The organism is Sphingomonas sp. Ant H11, assembly GCF_000797515.1.
GTDB lineage: Bacteria > Pseudomonadota > Alphaproteobacteria > Sphingomonadales > Sphingomonadaceae > Sphingomonas.
Genome location: NZ_JSBN01000119.1, coordinates 1 through 16,085 on the forward strand (window position 1 = coordinate 1; position 16,085 = coordinate 16,085).

The 16,085-nt window shown below is 65.6% G+C and carries 14 protein-coding genes, 1 tRNA gene and 4 pseudogenes; 13 read left to right on the top strand and 6 right to left on the bottom strand.

All coding sequences use genetic code 11. From position 1 onward, the window contains the following. Nucleotides 1-98 precede the first annotated feature (98 nt). The 11 genes and pseudogenes from gspF (at nt 99) to NW75_RS18590 (ending at nt 7,681) form a co-directional block, all read left to right on the top strand. On the top strand, nt 99-1,325 hold the full coding sequence (gene gspF, locus NW75_RS18540; protein ID WP_033966730.1) for a type II secretion system inner membrane protein GspF: 1,227 nt from the start codon (nt 99-101) through the stop codon (nt 1,323-1,325). Between the two features lie 8 nt (nt 1,326-1,333). Then, nucleotides 1,334-1,780: a type II secretion system major pseudopilin GspG gene (gene gspG / locus NW75_RS18545; protein WP_081988829.1), complete on the top strand. Its 447-nt coding sequence runs from the start codon at nt 1,334-1,336 to the stop codon at nt 1,778-1,780. Then, the gene (locus NW75_RS18550) at nt 1,755-2,225 is read left to right on the top strand and encodes a GspH/FimT family pseudopilin (protein ID WP_033966733.1); all 471 of its coding nucleotides are present in this window, start codon (nt 1,755-1,757) and stop codon (nt 2,223-2,225) included. Before gspG ends, NW75_RS18550 begins: the two co-directional genes overlap by 26 nt. A 1-nt stretch (nt 2,226) precedes the next feature. After that, the gene (gspI, locus tag NW75_RS18555; RefSeq protein ID WP_081988830.1) at nt 2,227-2,598 is read left to right on the top strand and encodes a type II secretion system minor pseudopilin GspI; all 372 of its coding nucleotides are present in this window, start codon (nt 2,227-2,229) and stop codon (nt 2,596-2,598) included. Further along, complete coding sequence (gene gspJ, locus NW75_RS18560; RefSeq protein WP_052192511.1) at nt 2,595-3,215, top strand: type II secretion system minor pseudopilin GspJ; 621 nt, start codon at nt 2,595-2,597, stop codon at nt 3,213-3,215. The genes gspI and gspJ overlap by 4 nt, the downstream gene beginning before the upstream one ends. After that, nucleotides 3,205-4,189 (top strand): annotated as a pseudogene (gene gspK / locus NW75_RS18565) (type II secretion system minor pseudopilin GspK). The gene gspJ and the pseudogene gspK overlap by 11 nt, the downstream one beginning before the upstream one ends. Next, nucleotides 4,186-5,283: a type II secretion system protein GspL gene (gene gspL / locus NW75_RS18570; protein WP_033966736.1), complete on the top strand. Its 1,098-nt coding sequence runs from the start codon at nt 4,186-4,188 to the stop codon at nt 5,281-5,283. The pseudogene gspK and the gene gspL overlap by 4 nt, the downstream one beginning before the upstream one ends. Then, the gene (gene gspM, locus NW75_RS18575) at nt 5,280-5,756 is read left to right on the top strand and encodes a type II secretion system protein GspM (protein ID WP_033966737.1); all 477 of its coding nucleotides are present in this window, start codon (nt 5,280-5,282) and stop codon (nt 5,754-5,756) included. The genes gspL and gspM overlap by 4 nt, the downstream gene beginning before the upstream one ends. Next, nucleotides 5,753-6,328: a type II secretion system protein N gene (gene gspN / locus NW75_RS18580; protein ID WP_231565317.1), complete on the top strand. Its 576-nt coding sequence runs from the start codon at nt 5,753-5,755 to the stop codon at nt 6,326-6,328. Before gspM ends, gspN begins: the two co-directional genes overlap by 4 nt. Before the next feature lie 196 nt (nt 6,329-6,524). Further along, nucleotides 6,525-6,601 (top strand) — tRNA-His (locus NW75_RS18585). 27 nt (nt 6,602-6,628) lie between these two features. Beyond that, nucleotides 6,629-7,681 (top strand): Glu/Leu/Phe/Val family dehydrogenase, encoded by a 1,053-nt coding sequence (locus NW75_RS18590; protein ID WP_033966738.1) that lies wholly within the window; start codon nt 6,629-6,631, stop codon nt 7,679-7,681. Here NW75_RS18590 and NW75_RS18595 read toward each other — a convergent pair. After that, a pseudogene (locus NW75_RS18595) lies at nt 7,678-8,431 on the bottom strand (HAD-IIB family hydrolase). The gene NW75_RS18590 and the pseudogene NW75_RS18595 sit on opposite strands and share 4 nt — an antisense overlap. Before the next feature lie 116 nt (nt 8,432-8,547). Here NW75_RS18595 and NW75_RS18600 point away from each other — a divergent pair. After that, nucleotides 8,548-9,174: a tetratricopeptide repeat protein gene (locus tag NW75_RS18600; RefSeq protein WP_033966742.1), complete on the top strand. Its 627-nt coding sequence runs from the start codon at nt 8,548-8,550 to the stop codon at nt 9,172-9,174. Between the two features lie 74 nt (nt 9,175-9,248). Here NW75_RS18600 and NW75_RS18605 read toward each other — a convergent pair whose 3' ends face one another. Further along, the gene (locus tag NW75_RS18605) at nt 9,249-9,518 is read right to left on the bottom strand and encodes a hypothetical protein (RefSeq protein ID WP_010403172.1); all 270 of its coding nucleotides are present in this window, start codon (nt 9,516-9,518) and stop codon (nt 9,249-9,251) included. Nucleotides 9,519-9,676: 158 nt separating this feature from the next. After that, the gene (locus NW75_RS18610) at nt 9,677-11,059 is read right to left on the bottom strand and encodes a M20/M25/M40 family metallo-hydrolase (RefSeq protein ID WP_405052998.1); all 1,383 of its coding nucleotides are present in this window, start codon (nt 11,057-11,059) and stop codon (nt 9,677-9,679) included. Nucleotides 11,060-11,362: 303 nt separating this feature from the next. On the opposite strand from NW75_RS18610, the gene ettA reads away from it, so the two are divergent. Next, nucleotides 11,363-13,042, top strand: a complete 1,680-nt coding sequence (gene ettA, locus NW75_RS18615) for an energy-dependent translational throttle protein EttA (RefSeq protein ID WP_033966743.1) — start codon at nt 11,363-11,365, stop codon at nt 13,040-13,042. A 47-nt stretch (nt 13,043-13,089) separates the two neighbouring features. Here ettA and NW75_RS18620 read toward each other — a convergent pair whose 3' ends face one another. The 3 genes and pseudogenes from NW75_RS18620 to NW75_RS18630 form a co-directional block, all read right to left on the bottom strand. Beyond that, nucleotides 13,090-13,368, bottom strand: a complete 279-nt coding sequence (locus tag NW75_RS18620) for an acylphosphatase (RefSeq protein ID WP_033966749.1) — start codon at nt 13,366-13,368, stop codon at nt 13,090-13,092. Between the two features lie 133 nt (nt 13,369-13,501). Beyond that, nucleotides 13,502-13,994, bottom strand: a pseudogene (locus NW75_RS18625) (GreA/GreB family elongation factor). A 54-nt stretch (nt 13,995-14,048) separates the two neighbouring features. After that, nucleotides 14,049-16,039: pseudogene (locus tag NW75_RS18630) on the bottom strand (lytic transglycosylase domain-containing protein). Nucleotides 16,040-16,085 lie beyond the last annotated feature (46 nt).

A 16,085-nucleotide genomic window follows, 5' to 3' on the forward strand; every position in this document is an offset into this window, starting at 1 on the left:
TGGCACCCTTTGGTTTCGGCGGTCGCCCTCACCCTCCCGCCCGGCTTTGCCGGGCGGGCCCCTCCCTCTCCCAAAGGGAGAGGGGTTTTGGGGGGCTCATGCCTGATTTCGATTATCTCGCGATCGACACCAAGGGGCGCGAGGCGCGCGGGCATATCGCGGCGCCGTCGATCGATGATGCGCGCGTGTTGCTCGATCGGCGGCGACTGTATGTCGTCAAGGTCGAGCCGGGTTCGGGCCGCCCGGCCAAGGGCAAGCCGCTGCTGGCTGACCTGCGCCTTGGCCGTCGCCGCATGAGCACCAAGCAATTGACGCTGTTCACACGTCAGCTTGCCACGCTCAACCGCGTGTCGCCGCTGGAGGAATCGCTGCGCACGATCGCGCGCCAGACCGAGCAGGAGCATGTCCGCGCGATCGTCGAATCGGTCCATGCCGGCGTGGTCGAAGGGCGGCGGCTGCACGAGGCGATGGCGCGCGAGGCCAGGAGCTTCCCGGCCTTGTACCGCGCGATGGTGTCGGCGGGCGAAACGTCAGGCGCGCTGCCGATCATTCTCGAACGCCTGTCGCTGCTGCTGGAGCGGCAAGCCGAGATTAACGGCAAGATTATCACTACGCTGGCTTACCCTATGGTGCTGGCGGTGGTGGCGATGGCGGTGGTAACCGCGCTGATGGTGTTCGTGGTGCCGCAAGTGGTCGAACAGTTCGACACGGTCGGGCAGCAATTGCCCTTCCTCACGCGCGCGGTGATGGGGCTGTCGGCCTTCCTGGTCGGCTATTGGTGGGCATTGCTGACGGGAGCCGCGCTGATCGGCGTTGGCGTTTGGCGGGTGCTGAAAGACCCCCGCGCGAAGCTCGCCTTCGATACGTGGCTCCTGAAGATCCCCTTGCTCGGTCGGTTGCTACGCGATCTCCACGCCGCGCGGATGGCGCGCACGCTGGCGACGATGGTGGCGAGCCGCTTGCCGCTGCTCGAAGGGCTGACGCTGACCGGCGGCACGATCCACAACCTCCGCCTCAAACGCGCGTCGGACGACATCATCGAATCGATCCGGGGTGGCGGCAGCCTGTCGGCGGCGATGCGGCGCACGGGTGTGTTCCCGCCCTTGCTGACCTATCTGGCGGCATCGGGCGAGGCAGCGGGGCAGCTCGACGACATGCTCGAACGCGCGGCGGATTATCTGGAGCGCGAATTCGATCGCTTCACCACCACCGCGCTGTCACTGCTCGAACCGCTCATCATCGTGGTGATGGGGGGCATTGTCGCCACGATCGTGCTATCGATCCTGCTGCCGATCCTGCAACTCAACACGCTTGCCGGACAATGAGGTCTGAAATGTCTGTTCCCCGCACTCGCCGCCGTGTTCGCCCGAGCGAACAAGGCTTTACGCTGATCGAGCTGATGGTGGTGGTCGTCATCCTCGGCTTGCTCGCCGCGATCGTGACCTACAATGTGCTGCCGCTGGGTGACCGGGGCAAGATCACCAAGGCCAAGGCCGATATCGCGCAGATCGAAGGCGCGCTCGATCTCTACAAACTGCAAAATGATGTCTATCCCTCGACCACCGATGGTTTGCAGGCGCTGGTCTCACCCCCCGCCGACGCCGACGCGTCGAAATATCAGCGCGGCGGCTATATCAAGAAATTGCCGCTCGACCCGTGGGGCAAGCCCTATCTTTATGCGTCTCCCGGCGCGCATGGCGAGGCCGATGTGTGGACGCTGGGCGCGGACCATAAGGAAGGCGGCGAGGGGGCCAATGCCGATATCGGTAGCTGGCAGTAACGCGCGCGAGCGCGGCTTCACGCTGATCGAGCTGATGATCGTGATCGCGATCATCGGCCTGGCCAGCGCGGTGGTGGTGCTGGCGCTGCCCGATCCGCGCGGGCGGCTGACCGACGAGGCCGCGCGCTTCGCCGCCCGGACGCGCGCGGCGCATGATCTGGCGGTGGTGGGAGCGCGGCCGATCAGCGTGTGGGTGTCCGAGGGCGGCTATGGTTTTGACGAACGGCAGGACGGCGCATGGGTGGCGATGGCGGAAAAGCCATTGCGGGTGACACGTTGGAGCAGCGGCACGCGGGCGGTGCCAAGTGGCGCGACACCACGCGACCGTATCCTGTTCGATTCGACCGGCATGGCCGATCGGCCGCTCGACGTGACGCTCACGCGGTCGCGCGAGAACGTGGTGGTGCATATCGGGGCCGACGGTTCGGTGCGGATCGGTGGCTAGGGTGCGCACCGCGACGCGCGGCTTCACGCTGATCGAGATGATGGTCGCGCTCGCCGTGTTCAGCCTGGCCGCGCTCGCCTTGATCCGGCTGGAGGGCGCGACGATCCGCGGCGCAGCGACGCTCGACACCACGCTGATGGCGCAAATGGTGGCGCGCAACATCGCGATCGAGGCGATGACCGATGCCCGCCCGCCGACCATCGGTTCGGCCACTGGCACCGAGGCGAATGGCGGGCGTGATTGGGCGTGGACGCGCGTGGTGCAGCCGACCGGTGACGCCCGCATATTGCGTATCGACGTGACCGTGCTCGATCCGGCTGGTCGCAGCGCCGGACATATCACGATGGTGCGCGACGGGGCGACCAATCCATGAGCAGACGGGCCGAACACGGCTTCACCTTGATAGAGGTGATGATCTCGCTGTTGATTTTCGGTCTGCTGGCGGCGGCGGGGGTGGCTTTGCTGTCGTTCTCGGTGCGGGCGCAAGGGCTGACCGGGGCGAGACTGGAGGCGGTGTCGGCGCGCAATCGCCTGTCCGCAATCCTGACCGCAGACCTCGCGCAGGCGGTGGTGCGCCCGACGCGCGGCGAGGGGGGCGAGATGTTGCCGGCGTTTATCGGCGAACCGGGCACCAACGGTGCGGTGCTGTTGCGCGTGGTGCGCGGCGGCTGGAGCAACCTCGACGGCGCGCCGCGCCCGTCCGAACAGAAGGTCGAATATCGGCTCGAGGATGGCGCGCTCGTCCGTGTTGCATATCCAATGCTCGACGGTGCCCCCGCGCTGCCGCCGACGCCGCTCCTGTCGCACATCCGCACGGTTGCGCTGCGCTATCGTCTGAAGGGCGCGTGGAGTGATCGCTGGGTCGGCAATGACCAGAACCCGCTGCCCGATGCACTGGAACTCAGGATCGTGCGTGATCCGGGGGACGAGACGCGCGAGATGTTCCTCGTCGGCACCGGATATGGCAAACGCGTGACCAATGCGCGCTGAGGCCCCCCGATCCGAACGCGGTGCGGCGCTGCTGACGGTGCTGCTGCTGGTGGCGGTGATTGCGGTATTGGCTGGGGTCGCGCTCGAGAAGCTGCGGTTGGCGACGCGACTGGGCAGCAACGCGGTCACGCTCGACCAGGCGCGCGCCTTTTTCTTTCGCGGCGGAAACGCTCGCGGTGTTCAAGATCAGCGATCTTTTGTCGAAAAGCCCGGACAAGGTGACGTTGGAGGGCGGCTGGAGTGGCCAGCCCTTCGCGCTGCCGATTCCTAACGGCACCGCCACCGCGACCGTCACCGATGGCGGCAATTGCTTCAACCTCAACAGCCTCGCCATTGAGGCAACGCCGGGCGTTTATGCCGCTTATACCCCGGCGCGCACGCAGTTCGCGCGCTTGATCGCGCTCGTCGATCCCACCGCGCGCTCCCCCGATGCGATTGCGGCGGCGGCGGCGGACTGGATCGACAGCGACAACAGCCCCCTCGATGGTGGTGCCGAGGATAACGTCTATGGCGGCGGCAAGCTCGCCTATCGCACCGCCAACACGTTGATGAGCGATCCCAGCGAATTGCGGGCGGTCGCGGGCGTTACACGCCTCGATTACGATCGGCTGCGACCGTGGATTTGCACGTTGCCCGTCGCCATCCCCTCGAAGATCAACGTCAATACCGTGCTGCCCGAACAAGCGCCGTTGATCGCAATGCTCGGCCAGACTTTGTCGGTCGAGGCCGTGCGCCAAGCGCTGTTGCAGCGACCGCCAAAGGGCTTTTCCAATGCGGGGGCGTTCTGGTCGCAGTCGGCACTCGCCGGGGCGGCGGGCGAGGGCGGCGCGGGGCAGACCGACGTCAAGACGACATGGTTTGCGCTGCGGGTGGATGTCGCGCTGGGCGGTATTCGCTTGGAACAAAGCGGCCTGATCGACGCAACGGCTCTTCCCGCGCGGCTGGTATCGCGGCAATGGGGTGAGCGACCATGACCGATACGCTCGTCCTCTTTCTTCCGACGCACGACACCGCGTGGCGTTGGCTGCGGATCGCGGGCGATGGCGTGGCCGGGCGGGGCGAGGGGATGCCCGTATTGGCCGCCGTTGGCGAGGAACGCCTGGTCGCGGTGGTGCCCGCCGATGCGGTGACGCTGCACTGGGCCGAACTGCCCGACCGCTCGCTCGCCCAGGCGGTGGCGGCGGCGCGCTTGCTTGCCGCAGATGCGAGCGCAACCCCGATTGGCGAAGTGCATGTCGCGGTGGGGCGCGAGGAGGCGCTGGTCGAACGGCCGATCGCCGTCGTGGCGGCGACCCAGATGCGGGACTGGCTCAACGTCCTGGCAGACTATGGCATCGATCCCGATGTACTGCTGCCCGCGCCGTTGCTGTTGCCGCGACCGGAGGCGGGCTATGTCCGCGCCGATCTCGGCGGTGCGGGGGTGGTGCGGGGGCCGACCAGCGGCTTTGCCGACGAGGCCGGGCTGACCGATCTTATCACCGGCGGGGTTACGCCCGAGACCTTGCCGCGCGACCAAATGGAGGCGGCGATCATCGCGGCGGCCCATGCGCCCGTACTCAACCTGCGACAGGGGCCGTTTGCGAAGGTGGTCGCCACGGCGATCGATTGGGCGTTGATCCGGCGGCTCGGCTGGCTGGCCGGGGCGGTGTTGGCGGTGACGTTGCTGATCACCTGCGTTCAACTGCTGACCTATTCGCTCGCCGCCGACGATCTCGAACGCCGCGCCGATCTGCTAGCGCGCAGTGGCCTGGCGCGCGGCGAGGCGGTGAACGACGCTGACCGCCAACTCAGCGCGCGGCTCGAGCGGTTGCGCGGCGGCGGGCTCGGCTTCAGCCGCACCGCCGCGACCGTTTTCGCGGCGATGCGCGCGACACCCGGTACCGAGATCCGCACGCTGTCCTTCGATTCGAATGGCGCGATGCGCGTGACGGTGGGCGTGCAGAATGAGGGGCAGATTCTCGATCTCCAGCGCCGGATCGAAGCGAGCGGGCTCAGCGCTACGCCGATGGGGCAGTTCCAGTCGGTCGGCGGGCGCGTGACGGGGGACATCATGGTGAAGCCGCGATGACCGAGCGCTTGCTCCTCTGGTATCGCGCCCGCTCCCGGCGCGAGCAGTATCTGCTGCTGGCCGGTGCGGCGATGGCGGTGCTCGCCCTGGGCTATTTCCTGGTCGTGCCGCTCGGCGATGCGCTCGAATCGGCCAGGACGCGCCATGCCGATGCGGTGATTCGCCTGGGTGAGACGCAAGCGCGGGTCGATGCGGTGAAGGCCGCGCAGGCCGACCGCGCCGCGCCGCTGGCCGGGCCGCTCGAAGCGATGGTGCGGACGCGCGCCAACGATGCCGGTTTCGCGCTCGCCAGTGTCATACCGCAGGGCGGCGACCGGGTGCAGATCACGATCGCCTCGGCCCGGCCGGGGGCTTTGATCGGCTGGATCGCCGATCTCGAAGCGTCGGGCATGCTGGTCGATCGCTTGGGAACGACCGACAATGGCGATCGCACGGTGGCGGTACAAATGACGTTGAAGGCGCAGGGCCAATGATCCGTCTGCGCACCGGACCGGCGGCGCTGTTCGGCGCGATCTTTGTGCTGGCGTTGATCCTGCTGTTGCCGCTGCGGTTCGCGCTGGCGTGGTTCGATCTGGATGGCACCGGCTTTGCCGCGCGTGCGGCCAGTGGCAGCGTGTGGGCGGGCTCGTTGCGCGAGGCGCAACTGGGCAGCATCGCCTTGGGCGATGTCGATGCTGCATTGTCGCCATGGGCCTTGCTCGCGGGGCGCGCGCGACTCGCGCTGGAGGGGCACCCTTCGGGCACCGGGCGTGCCTTGCACGGCGCGGTCAGCGTCTCGCGGCACAGCGTCGGAATCGAGCAGATGACCGCTGGCGTACCCGTCGGGGACGCGTTTGCGCCGCTGCCCATAACGGCCATCGATCTGGACGATGTCAGCGTGCGGTTTGTGGACGGGCGGTGCGAGCGCGCCGAAGGGCGCGTCAAGGCAACGCTGGGTGCGATATCGCCGGAATCACGCTGGGGCAGGGCCTGGCGGGCGCGGCGCGGTGTGATGCGGGCGCGCTGCTGTTGCCGCTCGTCAGCCAGGCCGGGACCGAGCAAGTGACGGTACGGTTGTGGGATTCGGGACGCTTTCGCGCCGAGTTTTTGGCCAAGCCGAGTGACGCTGCGGCCGCGCAAAAGCTGGAGCGCAGCGGGTTTCAGCACATGCCCAATGGATATCTTCTCGCCGTTGAGGGGAAATTTTGAGCTTGTATTCTTGACGCTGGCCCCCCCCGCCCGCTAGGGGCGCTTGCTCTGCGGCGATCGTAGTTCAATTGGTTAGAGCGTCGGCTTGTGATGCCGGATGTTGCGGGTTCAAGTCCCGTCGGTCGCCCCATTTCTTCAAGCAGCCAGGAATTCTAGCGTGACCAGCGGCTGGGGCTTCCCCGATTTCGACGATCATGAGGGCGTACACCTCTTCACCGATCCTGCCTCGGGGCTCCGTGCGGTCATTGCGATTCACTCGACCAAGCTAGGTCCGGCAGCGGGTGGCGTGCGCTTCTGGCATTATGCCGATAGCGACGGTGCGATCACCGACGCGCTGCGCCTGTCGCGTGGCATGAGCTTCAAGAACGCGATGGCGGGCCTGCCCATGGGTGGCGGCAAGGGCGTCGTGCTGGCGGAAAAGCCGGGCGATTCGATCAGCCACGCGCAACTGGAAGCCTTTGGCCGCGTGGTCGAATCGCTGGGCGGACGGTATGTCACGGCGGAAGACGTTGGCATGTCCGAAGCGAGCATGAAGACGATCGCGACAATGACCAAGCACGTCTCCGGCCTGCCGGTCGCGGCAGGCAGCGCGGGCGGTGATCCCGGACCTTATACCGCGATGGGCGTGTATCTCGGCGTCAAGGCTGCCGCCAAGCGTGGTCTTGGTGCGGACGTGATGAAGGACGTGCATGTCGCGATCCAGGGTGTGGGCAGCGTTGGCGGTGGTCTTGCCCGGCTGCTCGCCAAGGATGGCGCGCGGCTGACGCTGGCGGACGTCAATGCGGACCGTGCAAAGGCGCTGGCTGAAGAGCTCGGCGTCGAAACCGTGGCGGCGGACGCGATCCTCGGCATCAAGGCGGACATCGTCAGCCCCAATGCGTTGGGCGCGATCCTGACCCCCGAATCGATCGCGGCGTTGCAGACCACGGTGGTGGCGGGTGGCGCCAATAACCAGTTGGCAACCAAGGCCGAGGGCGCGGCACTGCAGGCGCGCGGGATCCTCTACGCGCCCGATTATGTTATCAACGCCGGCGGCATCATCAATGTCGGGCTGGAATATCTCGGCCAGGGCGACCAGGCCGAGGTCAATGCGCGGATCGCCCGCATCCCGGATCGTCTGATCGAAGTATGGGACGAAAGCGACCGCACCGGCGCGCCTGCCGCCGACGTGGCCGACAGCATCGCGCGCCGCTTGATCGGCCGGGGCTAACGCACGGGCAGGCAGGCGATCATCGCACGCACGGCGGTGGCGGTTTCCGCCACGTCGCGCACCGCGATCGTGTCCATGCCCGCTGCGCGCACGGCATCGTCATTGCCGCCGGGATAGATCGCGTCGCCGAGGAACAGCATGTCGGCGGTCGCGATGCCCGAATGTTCGGCAAGCCGCCGCATCGCATAGGCCTTGTCGATCCCCGCATGGGTGATGTCGAGCGAGGTCGATCCGCCGATATTGACTGATAGATCGGGCAGGGCCTTGCGCAGCAGCACCTGCATCGCCTTGCGCTTGGCGAAATCGGGGTCCCAGGCCTTTTTTTGCGTCGAGCGGCGCTTCCTGCCCCAGCCCGGAAAAGGTGATCTGGCTGCCGCGATCCTCGACGCGCTCACCCCAGATCTTCTCGTCGGCAAAGCCCGCTTCCTTGGTCGCTTCGGTCAGCGCGCTTAGGATATGGTCGCGCTCGTCAGGCGCGAAGATCTCGGCATAGACCGGGCTCCATATGCCATCGATGAAGCGATAGAGCTTGGTGCCGGTGGTCGGCATGATGAACAGATGCTCGATCGCGGCGGGGGCGGGCAGGGCCGCAACCACCTGCTTTTCGAATTGCGGCCAATCGCCGCCGGAGATGACGGCAACCGAAACGCGTGCGAGCATCTGGCTGAGCAAGCCTGCCATCTCACCCCCGATCTTCTGCTTGCTCTCGGCGAGCGTCCCGTCGAGGTCGAAAGCGATTAACTGTTTCACGATATCGATTCCTTGGACCGTTTGGTGGGCGAACGCGCGGCCGGACATGGGGTTGCGCGTCGACGCGCACACAAAATGGTCTAATGTAACGCGATGGCAAGCTTGATGGGTCCGCAATGAACGGTTGGGTGACACTGGCGCTGATTGCGTTGACGGTCGTTCTTGTTCTGTGGCGGGCGGGCGTTTCGCCGCACTTATGGGGTGTTGTCGTGCCCATCATGGTGCTGGGGGCGGTCGGGTACGCGATGCAGGGCCATGCAACCCTGCCGGGCCGACCGGCGCAGGCGAATGCCGCCACGGTCGTGATCGATCCCTCGATCGTCGATTTGCGCGGGGCGTTGCTCGGTCGATTTTCGGGGGATGGGGCCTATCTGGTCGCATCCGACGCGCTGATGCGACGTGGCAGCCGCGACAGCGGTGCGCAGGTAGTGCTGATGGGGCTTGGCCACTATCCGCGCAGCTTAACCTTGTGGGTTGGCCTTGGCACCGCCCTGGCGCAGCATGATAATACGGTTTCGCCCGCCGCGCGGCTCGCCTTCGATCATGCGACTCGGATTGCGCCGGATCATCCTGCGCCGCCCTTTTTTGAAGGACTTGCCTATGTGGAGGCGGGCGATTTCCGTACCGCGCAGCGATATTGGGCAAAGGCGCTGGCCTTGTCCCCTCCCGAAATATCATATCGGCGCGAGATAGCGGTGCGTTTGTACGCGCTGAATGTCGTGCTCGCGCAACGCGGATATTGAGCGGCCACGAAAAAGGGCGCTTCCCGCGAAGGAAGCGCCCAATTCATCAGACCTGGGCGAAACGCCCGACAGTCTTACTTGGTAACGTTGTCAGCCTTGGCTGCGCCTGCGTCACGGACGTTGTCCGCCTTGTCGTGCAGCGCGTCAGCCGAGTTTGCGATCACGTCTGCAGCAGCAGCGTTCGAGGTGTTCGACGCAACGTCGTCGAGGACCGAAGCGTTGTTATCAATGCCGTCGGCGATGACGTCGGCGTTGTTCTCGATGGCGGCTGCTTCAGGGTTCTTGTGGCACGCAGCAAGCGACAGGGCACCGGCGGCAACGAGAACAAGGGCGATCTTCTTCATGCAATTGCTCCCAAGCAAATTAGCAGTTTCACGAACGGCCCAACGCCGTCGCGAAGGCTCGTGGCATAACGTCCTGCTGCGGTGCGTCAATCTTAAATTCGCCATAAGTCACCGCAAATGCCACCTTTCCGCCACATTTGCGACGGGTTGAGTTATGGTTACTTCTTTGGGGTCACTGCGCCCATCGCTTCGGGCGCATCGGCGACGATCGCGAGCAGCGTGGTCCAGGCGGCGACATTCTGGCGGAGTTGTTCCGGGTCGATACGATCGAGCGTGTCCTCGGGCGTGTGGTGATAGTCGAAATAGCGCAAGCCCGATTGGTTAAGATCAACTGCCGGAACGCCGGTCTTGAGCGTCGGACCGACATCGGTTCCGTCACCCCCCACACCCGCACCACGCACGATGCCGAGCGGGGCCAGCGCGACGACCAGACGGTCGCCAACCGCTTTGGCGCTTTCGGGCAAATTGGTTTCGAAGCGCCACACACGATCCGCTCCGAAATCGGATTCGGATGCCAGTGCGTGGTTTTCGCCGGCATGCGCCTTGGCATAGGCCGCGCCGCCAAAGCCGCCTGTTTCCTCGTCGCCGAACCACACCACACGGATTGTCCGGCGATGCGGGCCCGAATCCAGCAAACGCTTGGCGGCGGCTGCCGTAATCGCAATGCCCGCACCATCGTCGATCGCGCCGGTGCCGAGATCCCAACTGTCGAGATGCCCGCCAATCAGGATCGTCCCCGCCGCGGGGTCGGTGCCGGGCACTTCGGCAATGACATTGCCTGACGTGCGGCTTGGCACCACCGTCGGCGTCAGCGTGAGGTGCAGCTTCACCTGCTTGTCGAGTTTGACGATCCGCTCGAGATTTTCGGCGTCGGCAACCGAAAGCGCGGCGGCGGGGATCGGCGTTACGCCGGGCGCGAAGTTGGTCGTGCCCGCATGCGGCCCGCGACCGTGGTCGGTGCCGATCGAGCGGATCACGATCGCGCTCGCACCCTTGCTGGCCGCAACGGTCGGCCCGACGAAGCGCGCCATGCCCTGGCTGCCATAGCTTGACCCATCCTGCGTTGGTTGCATCGCATTGGAGACGAAGGCGATCTTGCCAGTGAGGCTGCCTGCGGGGGCGAGCAGCAAATCATTGAAGCTGGCGAAATAGGCGACGGGCAACGTCAGCCCAGCGGCGGGCGTGGCACCCGAATTGCCGAGTGCGGTCAGCCGCAGCGGCTGCGCATAGCTGCCCAGAACTTCTGCGGTTTCAACGCCGCGCACCCATACGTTCTTGAGTTCATAGGGTTCGATTCGCACGTTCTTGAAGCCGAGTGCGTTCAGTTTTGCGACGGCCCATTGCCGCGCGCGTTCTTCGGCGGGGGAGCCATCCGGGCGCGGGCCGACCTCGGTGGTGATGCCCGACACGATATCATAGGCAACATCGTCCTTCAGCGCCGCATCGCGCAGCGCGGTCACCGTCGGTGCGATCGCCACCGCAGGCGGCGCGACGCGCTGGGCGAGCGCGGGTGTCGCCAGCACCGTGGTGGCGAGAAGCATCGTGGCAGGGGCGAAGGCGCGAAGCTTTATCAAGGGCGGTTCCCGTCTGTTGGCAAAGGGTTGATGCGGAAAGCACCGAGCGGCGTTGCCGCGCGGCGGGTGGAAGGTTGGTCAACACCAGAGTAAGACCAAGACACGGGGCGGTTGCAACGGGAATCGCATGGGACCGTCGAAATCCGCCTCCGAAGATTGCGCCCCTGTCGCTGAGCGGTACCTCTGTCGTCGGCGCGTTGCCAAGCGCGCTGGCGGTCGCTATCTGCCGCCACTCAAATCCATCCTTCTCGATCCCGGAGCCCGCAGCCGATGGCCGTGCAGTACAGCTATGTAATGAAGGGCCTGACCAAGACCTTCCCCGGTGCCGCCAAGCCGGTGCTCAACAACATCCACCTGCAGTTCCTGCCCGACGCCAAGATCGCGATCATCGGGCCGAACGGCTCGGGCAAATCCACGCTGATGAAGATCATGGGCGGCATCGACCCCGATTTCACGGGCGAGGCATGGGCGGCTGATGGCATCAAGGTCGGCTATCTGCCGCAGGAGCCGCAACTCGACCCAACCAAGACCGTGCTCGAAAACGTCAAGATGGGTGCCGGGCCGATCGCGCAGATGGTCGAGCGCTATAACGAAATCGTCGCGATCATGGGCGATCCGCCCGAGGATTGCGATTATGATGCACTGCTCGGCGAAATGGGCGAGTTGCAGGAAAAGATCGACGCGGCCGATGGCTGGAGCCTCGACAACCAGCTTGAAATCGCGATGGAAGCCTTGCGCTGCCCGCCGGGCGACAGCGCCGTCACCAACCTGTCGGGTGGTGAGAAGCGTCGTGTTGCGCTGTGCAAGCTGCTGCTCGAAAAGCCCAACATCCTGCTGCTCGACGAACCGACCAACCATCTCGACGCGGAAAGCGTCGCGTGGCTCGAAAATTACCTGCGCGATTATGTCGGCAACGTCATTCTCGTCACCCACGATCGCTACTTTCTCGATAACGTCGTCAACTGGGTGCTCGAGCTCGATCGCGGGCGGTACTACACCTATGAATCCAACTATTCGGGCTATCTCGAAAAGAAGGTGAAGCGGCTCGAGCAGGAAGAGCGGGAGGAGCAGGGCAAGGCCAAGGCGATTGCCGACGAGCTGGCGTGGATGCGGCAGACCCCCAAGGCGCGCCAGACCAAGTCCAAAGCGCGTATCCGTGCGTTTGACGAGCTGATGGAGAAGCAGGAAAACCGCGCGGTCGGCAAGGCGCAGATCCTGATCCAGCTCCCCGAACGCCTCGGTGGCAAGGTGATCGAGGCCAAGGGCCTGACCAAATCCTATGGCGACAAATTGCTGTTCGAAAATCTCGATTTCACGCTGCCGCCGGGCGGCATCGTCGGCGTGATCGGGCCGAACGGCGCGGGCAAGTCGACGCTGTTCAAGCTCATCACCGGCCAGGAAACCCCCGACGAAGGCACGATCGAGATCGGCCAGACGGTGAAGCTCGGCTATGTCGATCAGTCGCGCGATGATCTCGACCCGAACAACAATGTCTGGGAGGAAATCTCCGACAAGCTCGAAGTGTTCCGCTTCGGCAAGCAGGAGCTGGGCACGCGGGCCTATGTCGGCGCGTTCAACTTCAAGGGGCAGGACCAGCAGAAGAAGGTCGGCCAGCTTTCGGGCGGTGAGCGCAACCGCGTTCACCTCGCCAAGATGCTCAAGGAGGGTGGCAACGTCCTGCTGCTCGACGAACCGACCAACGATCTTGACGTCGAGACGCTGCGCGCACTGGAAGAGGCCCTGGAATCCTTCGCGGGTTGCGCTGTGGTCATCAGCCACGATCGCTTCTTCCTCGATCGCCTCGCCACGCACATTCTCGCGTTCGAGGGCGACAGCCATGTCGAATGGTTCGAGGGCAATTTCGAGAGCTATGAGGAAGACAAGCGCCGTCGCCTGGGCGATGCGGCAGACCGCCCGACGCGGCTCGCCTACAAGAAGCTGACGCGATAAGCGCTGGGCGGAACGGCGTGGCGGGACCACGCCGTTCCGCCTGCCGCTCAGGCGGTGAAGCGTTTGGTGAACCCCTTGGGGACGCGCTCGCCGTCGGCATTGGCTTCCAGATGATCGACTCGCGCGAGCGGAGGGCCCTGTCGGCACGCCTCGGTCATGGCGGTGACGGCGTCGTCCTCGCCCGCGATGAGCATTTCGATCCGCCCGTCCTTCAAATTGCGCACCCAACCGGTCACGCCAAATTCCTGCGCGCGGCGCACCGCCCAGTCCCGAAATCCCGTATTTTGAACCTTGCCGGTGACGAACACCCGCTGCACCACTGCCATTGTCATCAACCTTTTACTCGGCGCATCGTCTTGCGCGCGATTACCGTGCTGTAGCATCACGTGCGCGAAGTCATCGTCGTTCCTGCCGGTTCCGTCGTAAATCCTGCAGTTTCCGTCGCGTGTTCGCGTTTCTTCACGGATAGGAGATCGCAATCACCTCATATTGCCGCTCGCCTGCCGGGAGCGTGACGCGGCGCACGTCGCCGATTGCGGCCCCCCCGCAGCGCCCGCGCGATCGGCGCGTTCCAGCCGATCCGCCCGGCGGCGGCGTCGGTCTCGTCGTCGCCGACCAGCGTCAGTACGCGTTCGGCGGTGTCGCTAAAGTCTTCAGGGTCGGCGATCGTCACCGTCGCCCCGAACCATACGCGCCCCCGGTCCGGCTGCGCTGCTGGGTCGATGACCTTAGCCGCCTTCATCCGCCGGGCGAGAAACCCCAGCCGCCGATCGATCTCGCGCAGGCGTTTGCGGCCGTAAATATAGTCGCCATTCTCCGAGCGGTCGCCATTGCCCGCCGCCCAGGAGATGACGTCGACCAGCTTGGGGCGCTCATCGCCCAGCAACTGCTGATATTCGGCACTGAGCGCGGCATAGCCCGCCGGGGTCATGTAATTGGGGCGATCGTCCATCGCGGATGCTACACCACATCTGCCGGTGCGCTGTCATCCCCAAGATGGGGTGTTTCAGCCTGGGGTGCTCTTCCCAAGATACCAACTGATCCGGTTCGCGCCGGACGACCGCGAACGGCTTGGGTTCATCAAATCATAGACCACGGCATTTTCGAGCACGCGCTGCACGTAATTCTTGGTCTCGTAGATCGGGATCGCCTCGATCCAGTCGACCATGTCCACGCCCGGCAGGCGCGGGTCGCCATTGGCGCGGAGCCATTTGTTCACGTTGCCGGGACCGGCATTGTAGGCGGCGACGGCGAGCGGGTAGCTGCCGTAAATCCCGTAAATGTGCCGGAAATAAGTCGATCCTACCATGATGTTGTAATCGGTATCGGTGGTCAGCGCCGACGGATTGTAGCTGAGCCCGAGCTTGGTCGCGGTGTCGCGGGCGGTGCCCGGCATCAACTGCATCAGCCCGCGCGCGCCGGCATGGCTGATCGCGGCGCGGTCGAACTGGCTTTCCTGGCGGGCGATGGCGTGGATCATCGTCCAGTCGTCCTGGCTTGCGACGGGCACGCGGACATTGGGGAAGCCGACGGTGGAATATTCGCTCAGGCCATTCTGCAGGGCGCTGCGCCCGACCATCACGCCGAGATCGGGGCGGCCAAGCGTGCGCGACAATTCGGTCGACAGGACATGGTCGCTATCGGTCTTGGCGTCGATCGCGATCTGGCGGACGAAGGCGGTCTGGTCGACCCACGCCGCCGTTGTCCCGAGATATTGCGCGGCGCGTACCGTTCGCGCGCATAGAAAGCCGCGCGGATTTCCGGCGCGACCGGGCGCAGGATCGGGTCGCCCGGCGGGTTGAGCGGCTGGCCGATGCGTTCGCTCGCCAATTGGCCGTAGAACAGGTCGCGGAAGCCCGCCGCGCGCGCGTAATAGCCATTGGCCTCGTCGCGGTGCCCGGCGGCCTCTGCCGCACGTCCGGCCCAGTATAGCCCCTTGGACTGCGTCGTCGGCGTGCGCGATGCGCTGGCGTAGAGCAGGAACAGCGGGACGGCATCGGCTGGGCGGGCGAGTTGCTTCAGCGCGGTCTGCCCGGCCAGCCAGGTGAGGCTCGTATAGTCGTCGCGCTCGCCATAGGGGCGGGTGCTGACATCGGTGCCGGCAGGATAGGCATCGCTGACCTTGCGGGCGATATCATATGCCAGCGTCGCCTGACCGTCTGCTGCGGCTGCCTTGGCGTTGGTCAGCAGCACTTCGAACCATTGTTCGGGGCTGCCGGGCGTCATCGCCAGCGCCGGACGCTGCGCCAGCAAGGTGCGCGCGCTGGCGGAGGCACCAGTGCTCCGCAGCCAATTGGCGCGATCCGCCAGCCAGGCCGGATCGGCCGCGCCATATTGCTGGGTCGCTACTGCACGCTCGGCCGCATCGGGGGCGTTGGTACGGAAGGCAAGGCGGGCGGCGAACACCGGTTGCCAGGCGGGGCTGACCAGCGCCATCTGCCGCTGTGCCGCCGCAAGCGCGCCCTGCCACAGCAGCATGTCCATCCGCGCATTATGGTCGGAGGGCGTCAGCGCGTTCGCAAAGCCGGTGACGATCCGCGCTTCATCGGCGGTGGAGAGCGACCCTGCGACCCAGGCGGCGCGGGCGGCGGCATTGGCCTCCTCGCGCACGCCCGTGGCCGCCAGCGCCTCGGCAAAGCGCGTGCGGCCTGAACCCGTCAAAGCTGGGAACCGGTGGAAAAATGCGACAACGGTGGAGGGCGACCAACCGCCCAGATCGAGCGACCGCTCCGCCGCACGCCGCAGGCCCATTTCCCCGGGCCAGCCGGGGTGGGCGAGGAGAAAGCGGGCATAGCGTTCGAAGCTATAGCCGCTCGGTTGTTGCAGCGCCTTCCACTCGGCGATCGACGCCGCCAGCGCGGCGTTGGTTGCGGTCGTGCCCGCCAGCACCTGTGTTGCCCGGCCCCAGCCGAGTTGATCCTGTGCGTCGCTCGACGTCACCGCGATGGTGGAAACCCCCGCCAGCAACAGGGCTGATTTAAGGAGCGAAGCAATCATGTGGACAGAATATGCCTTTCGTCCGTATTTGTCGCGCGACAATCTA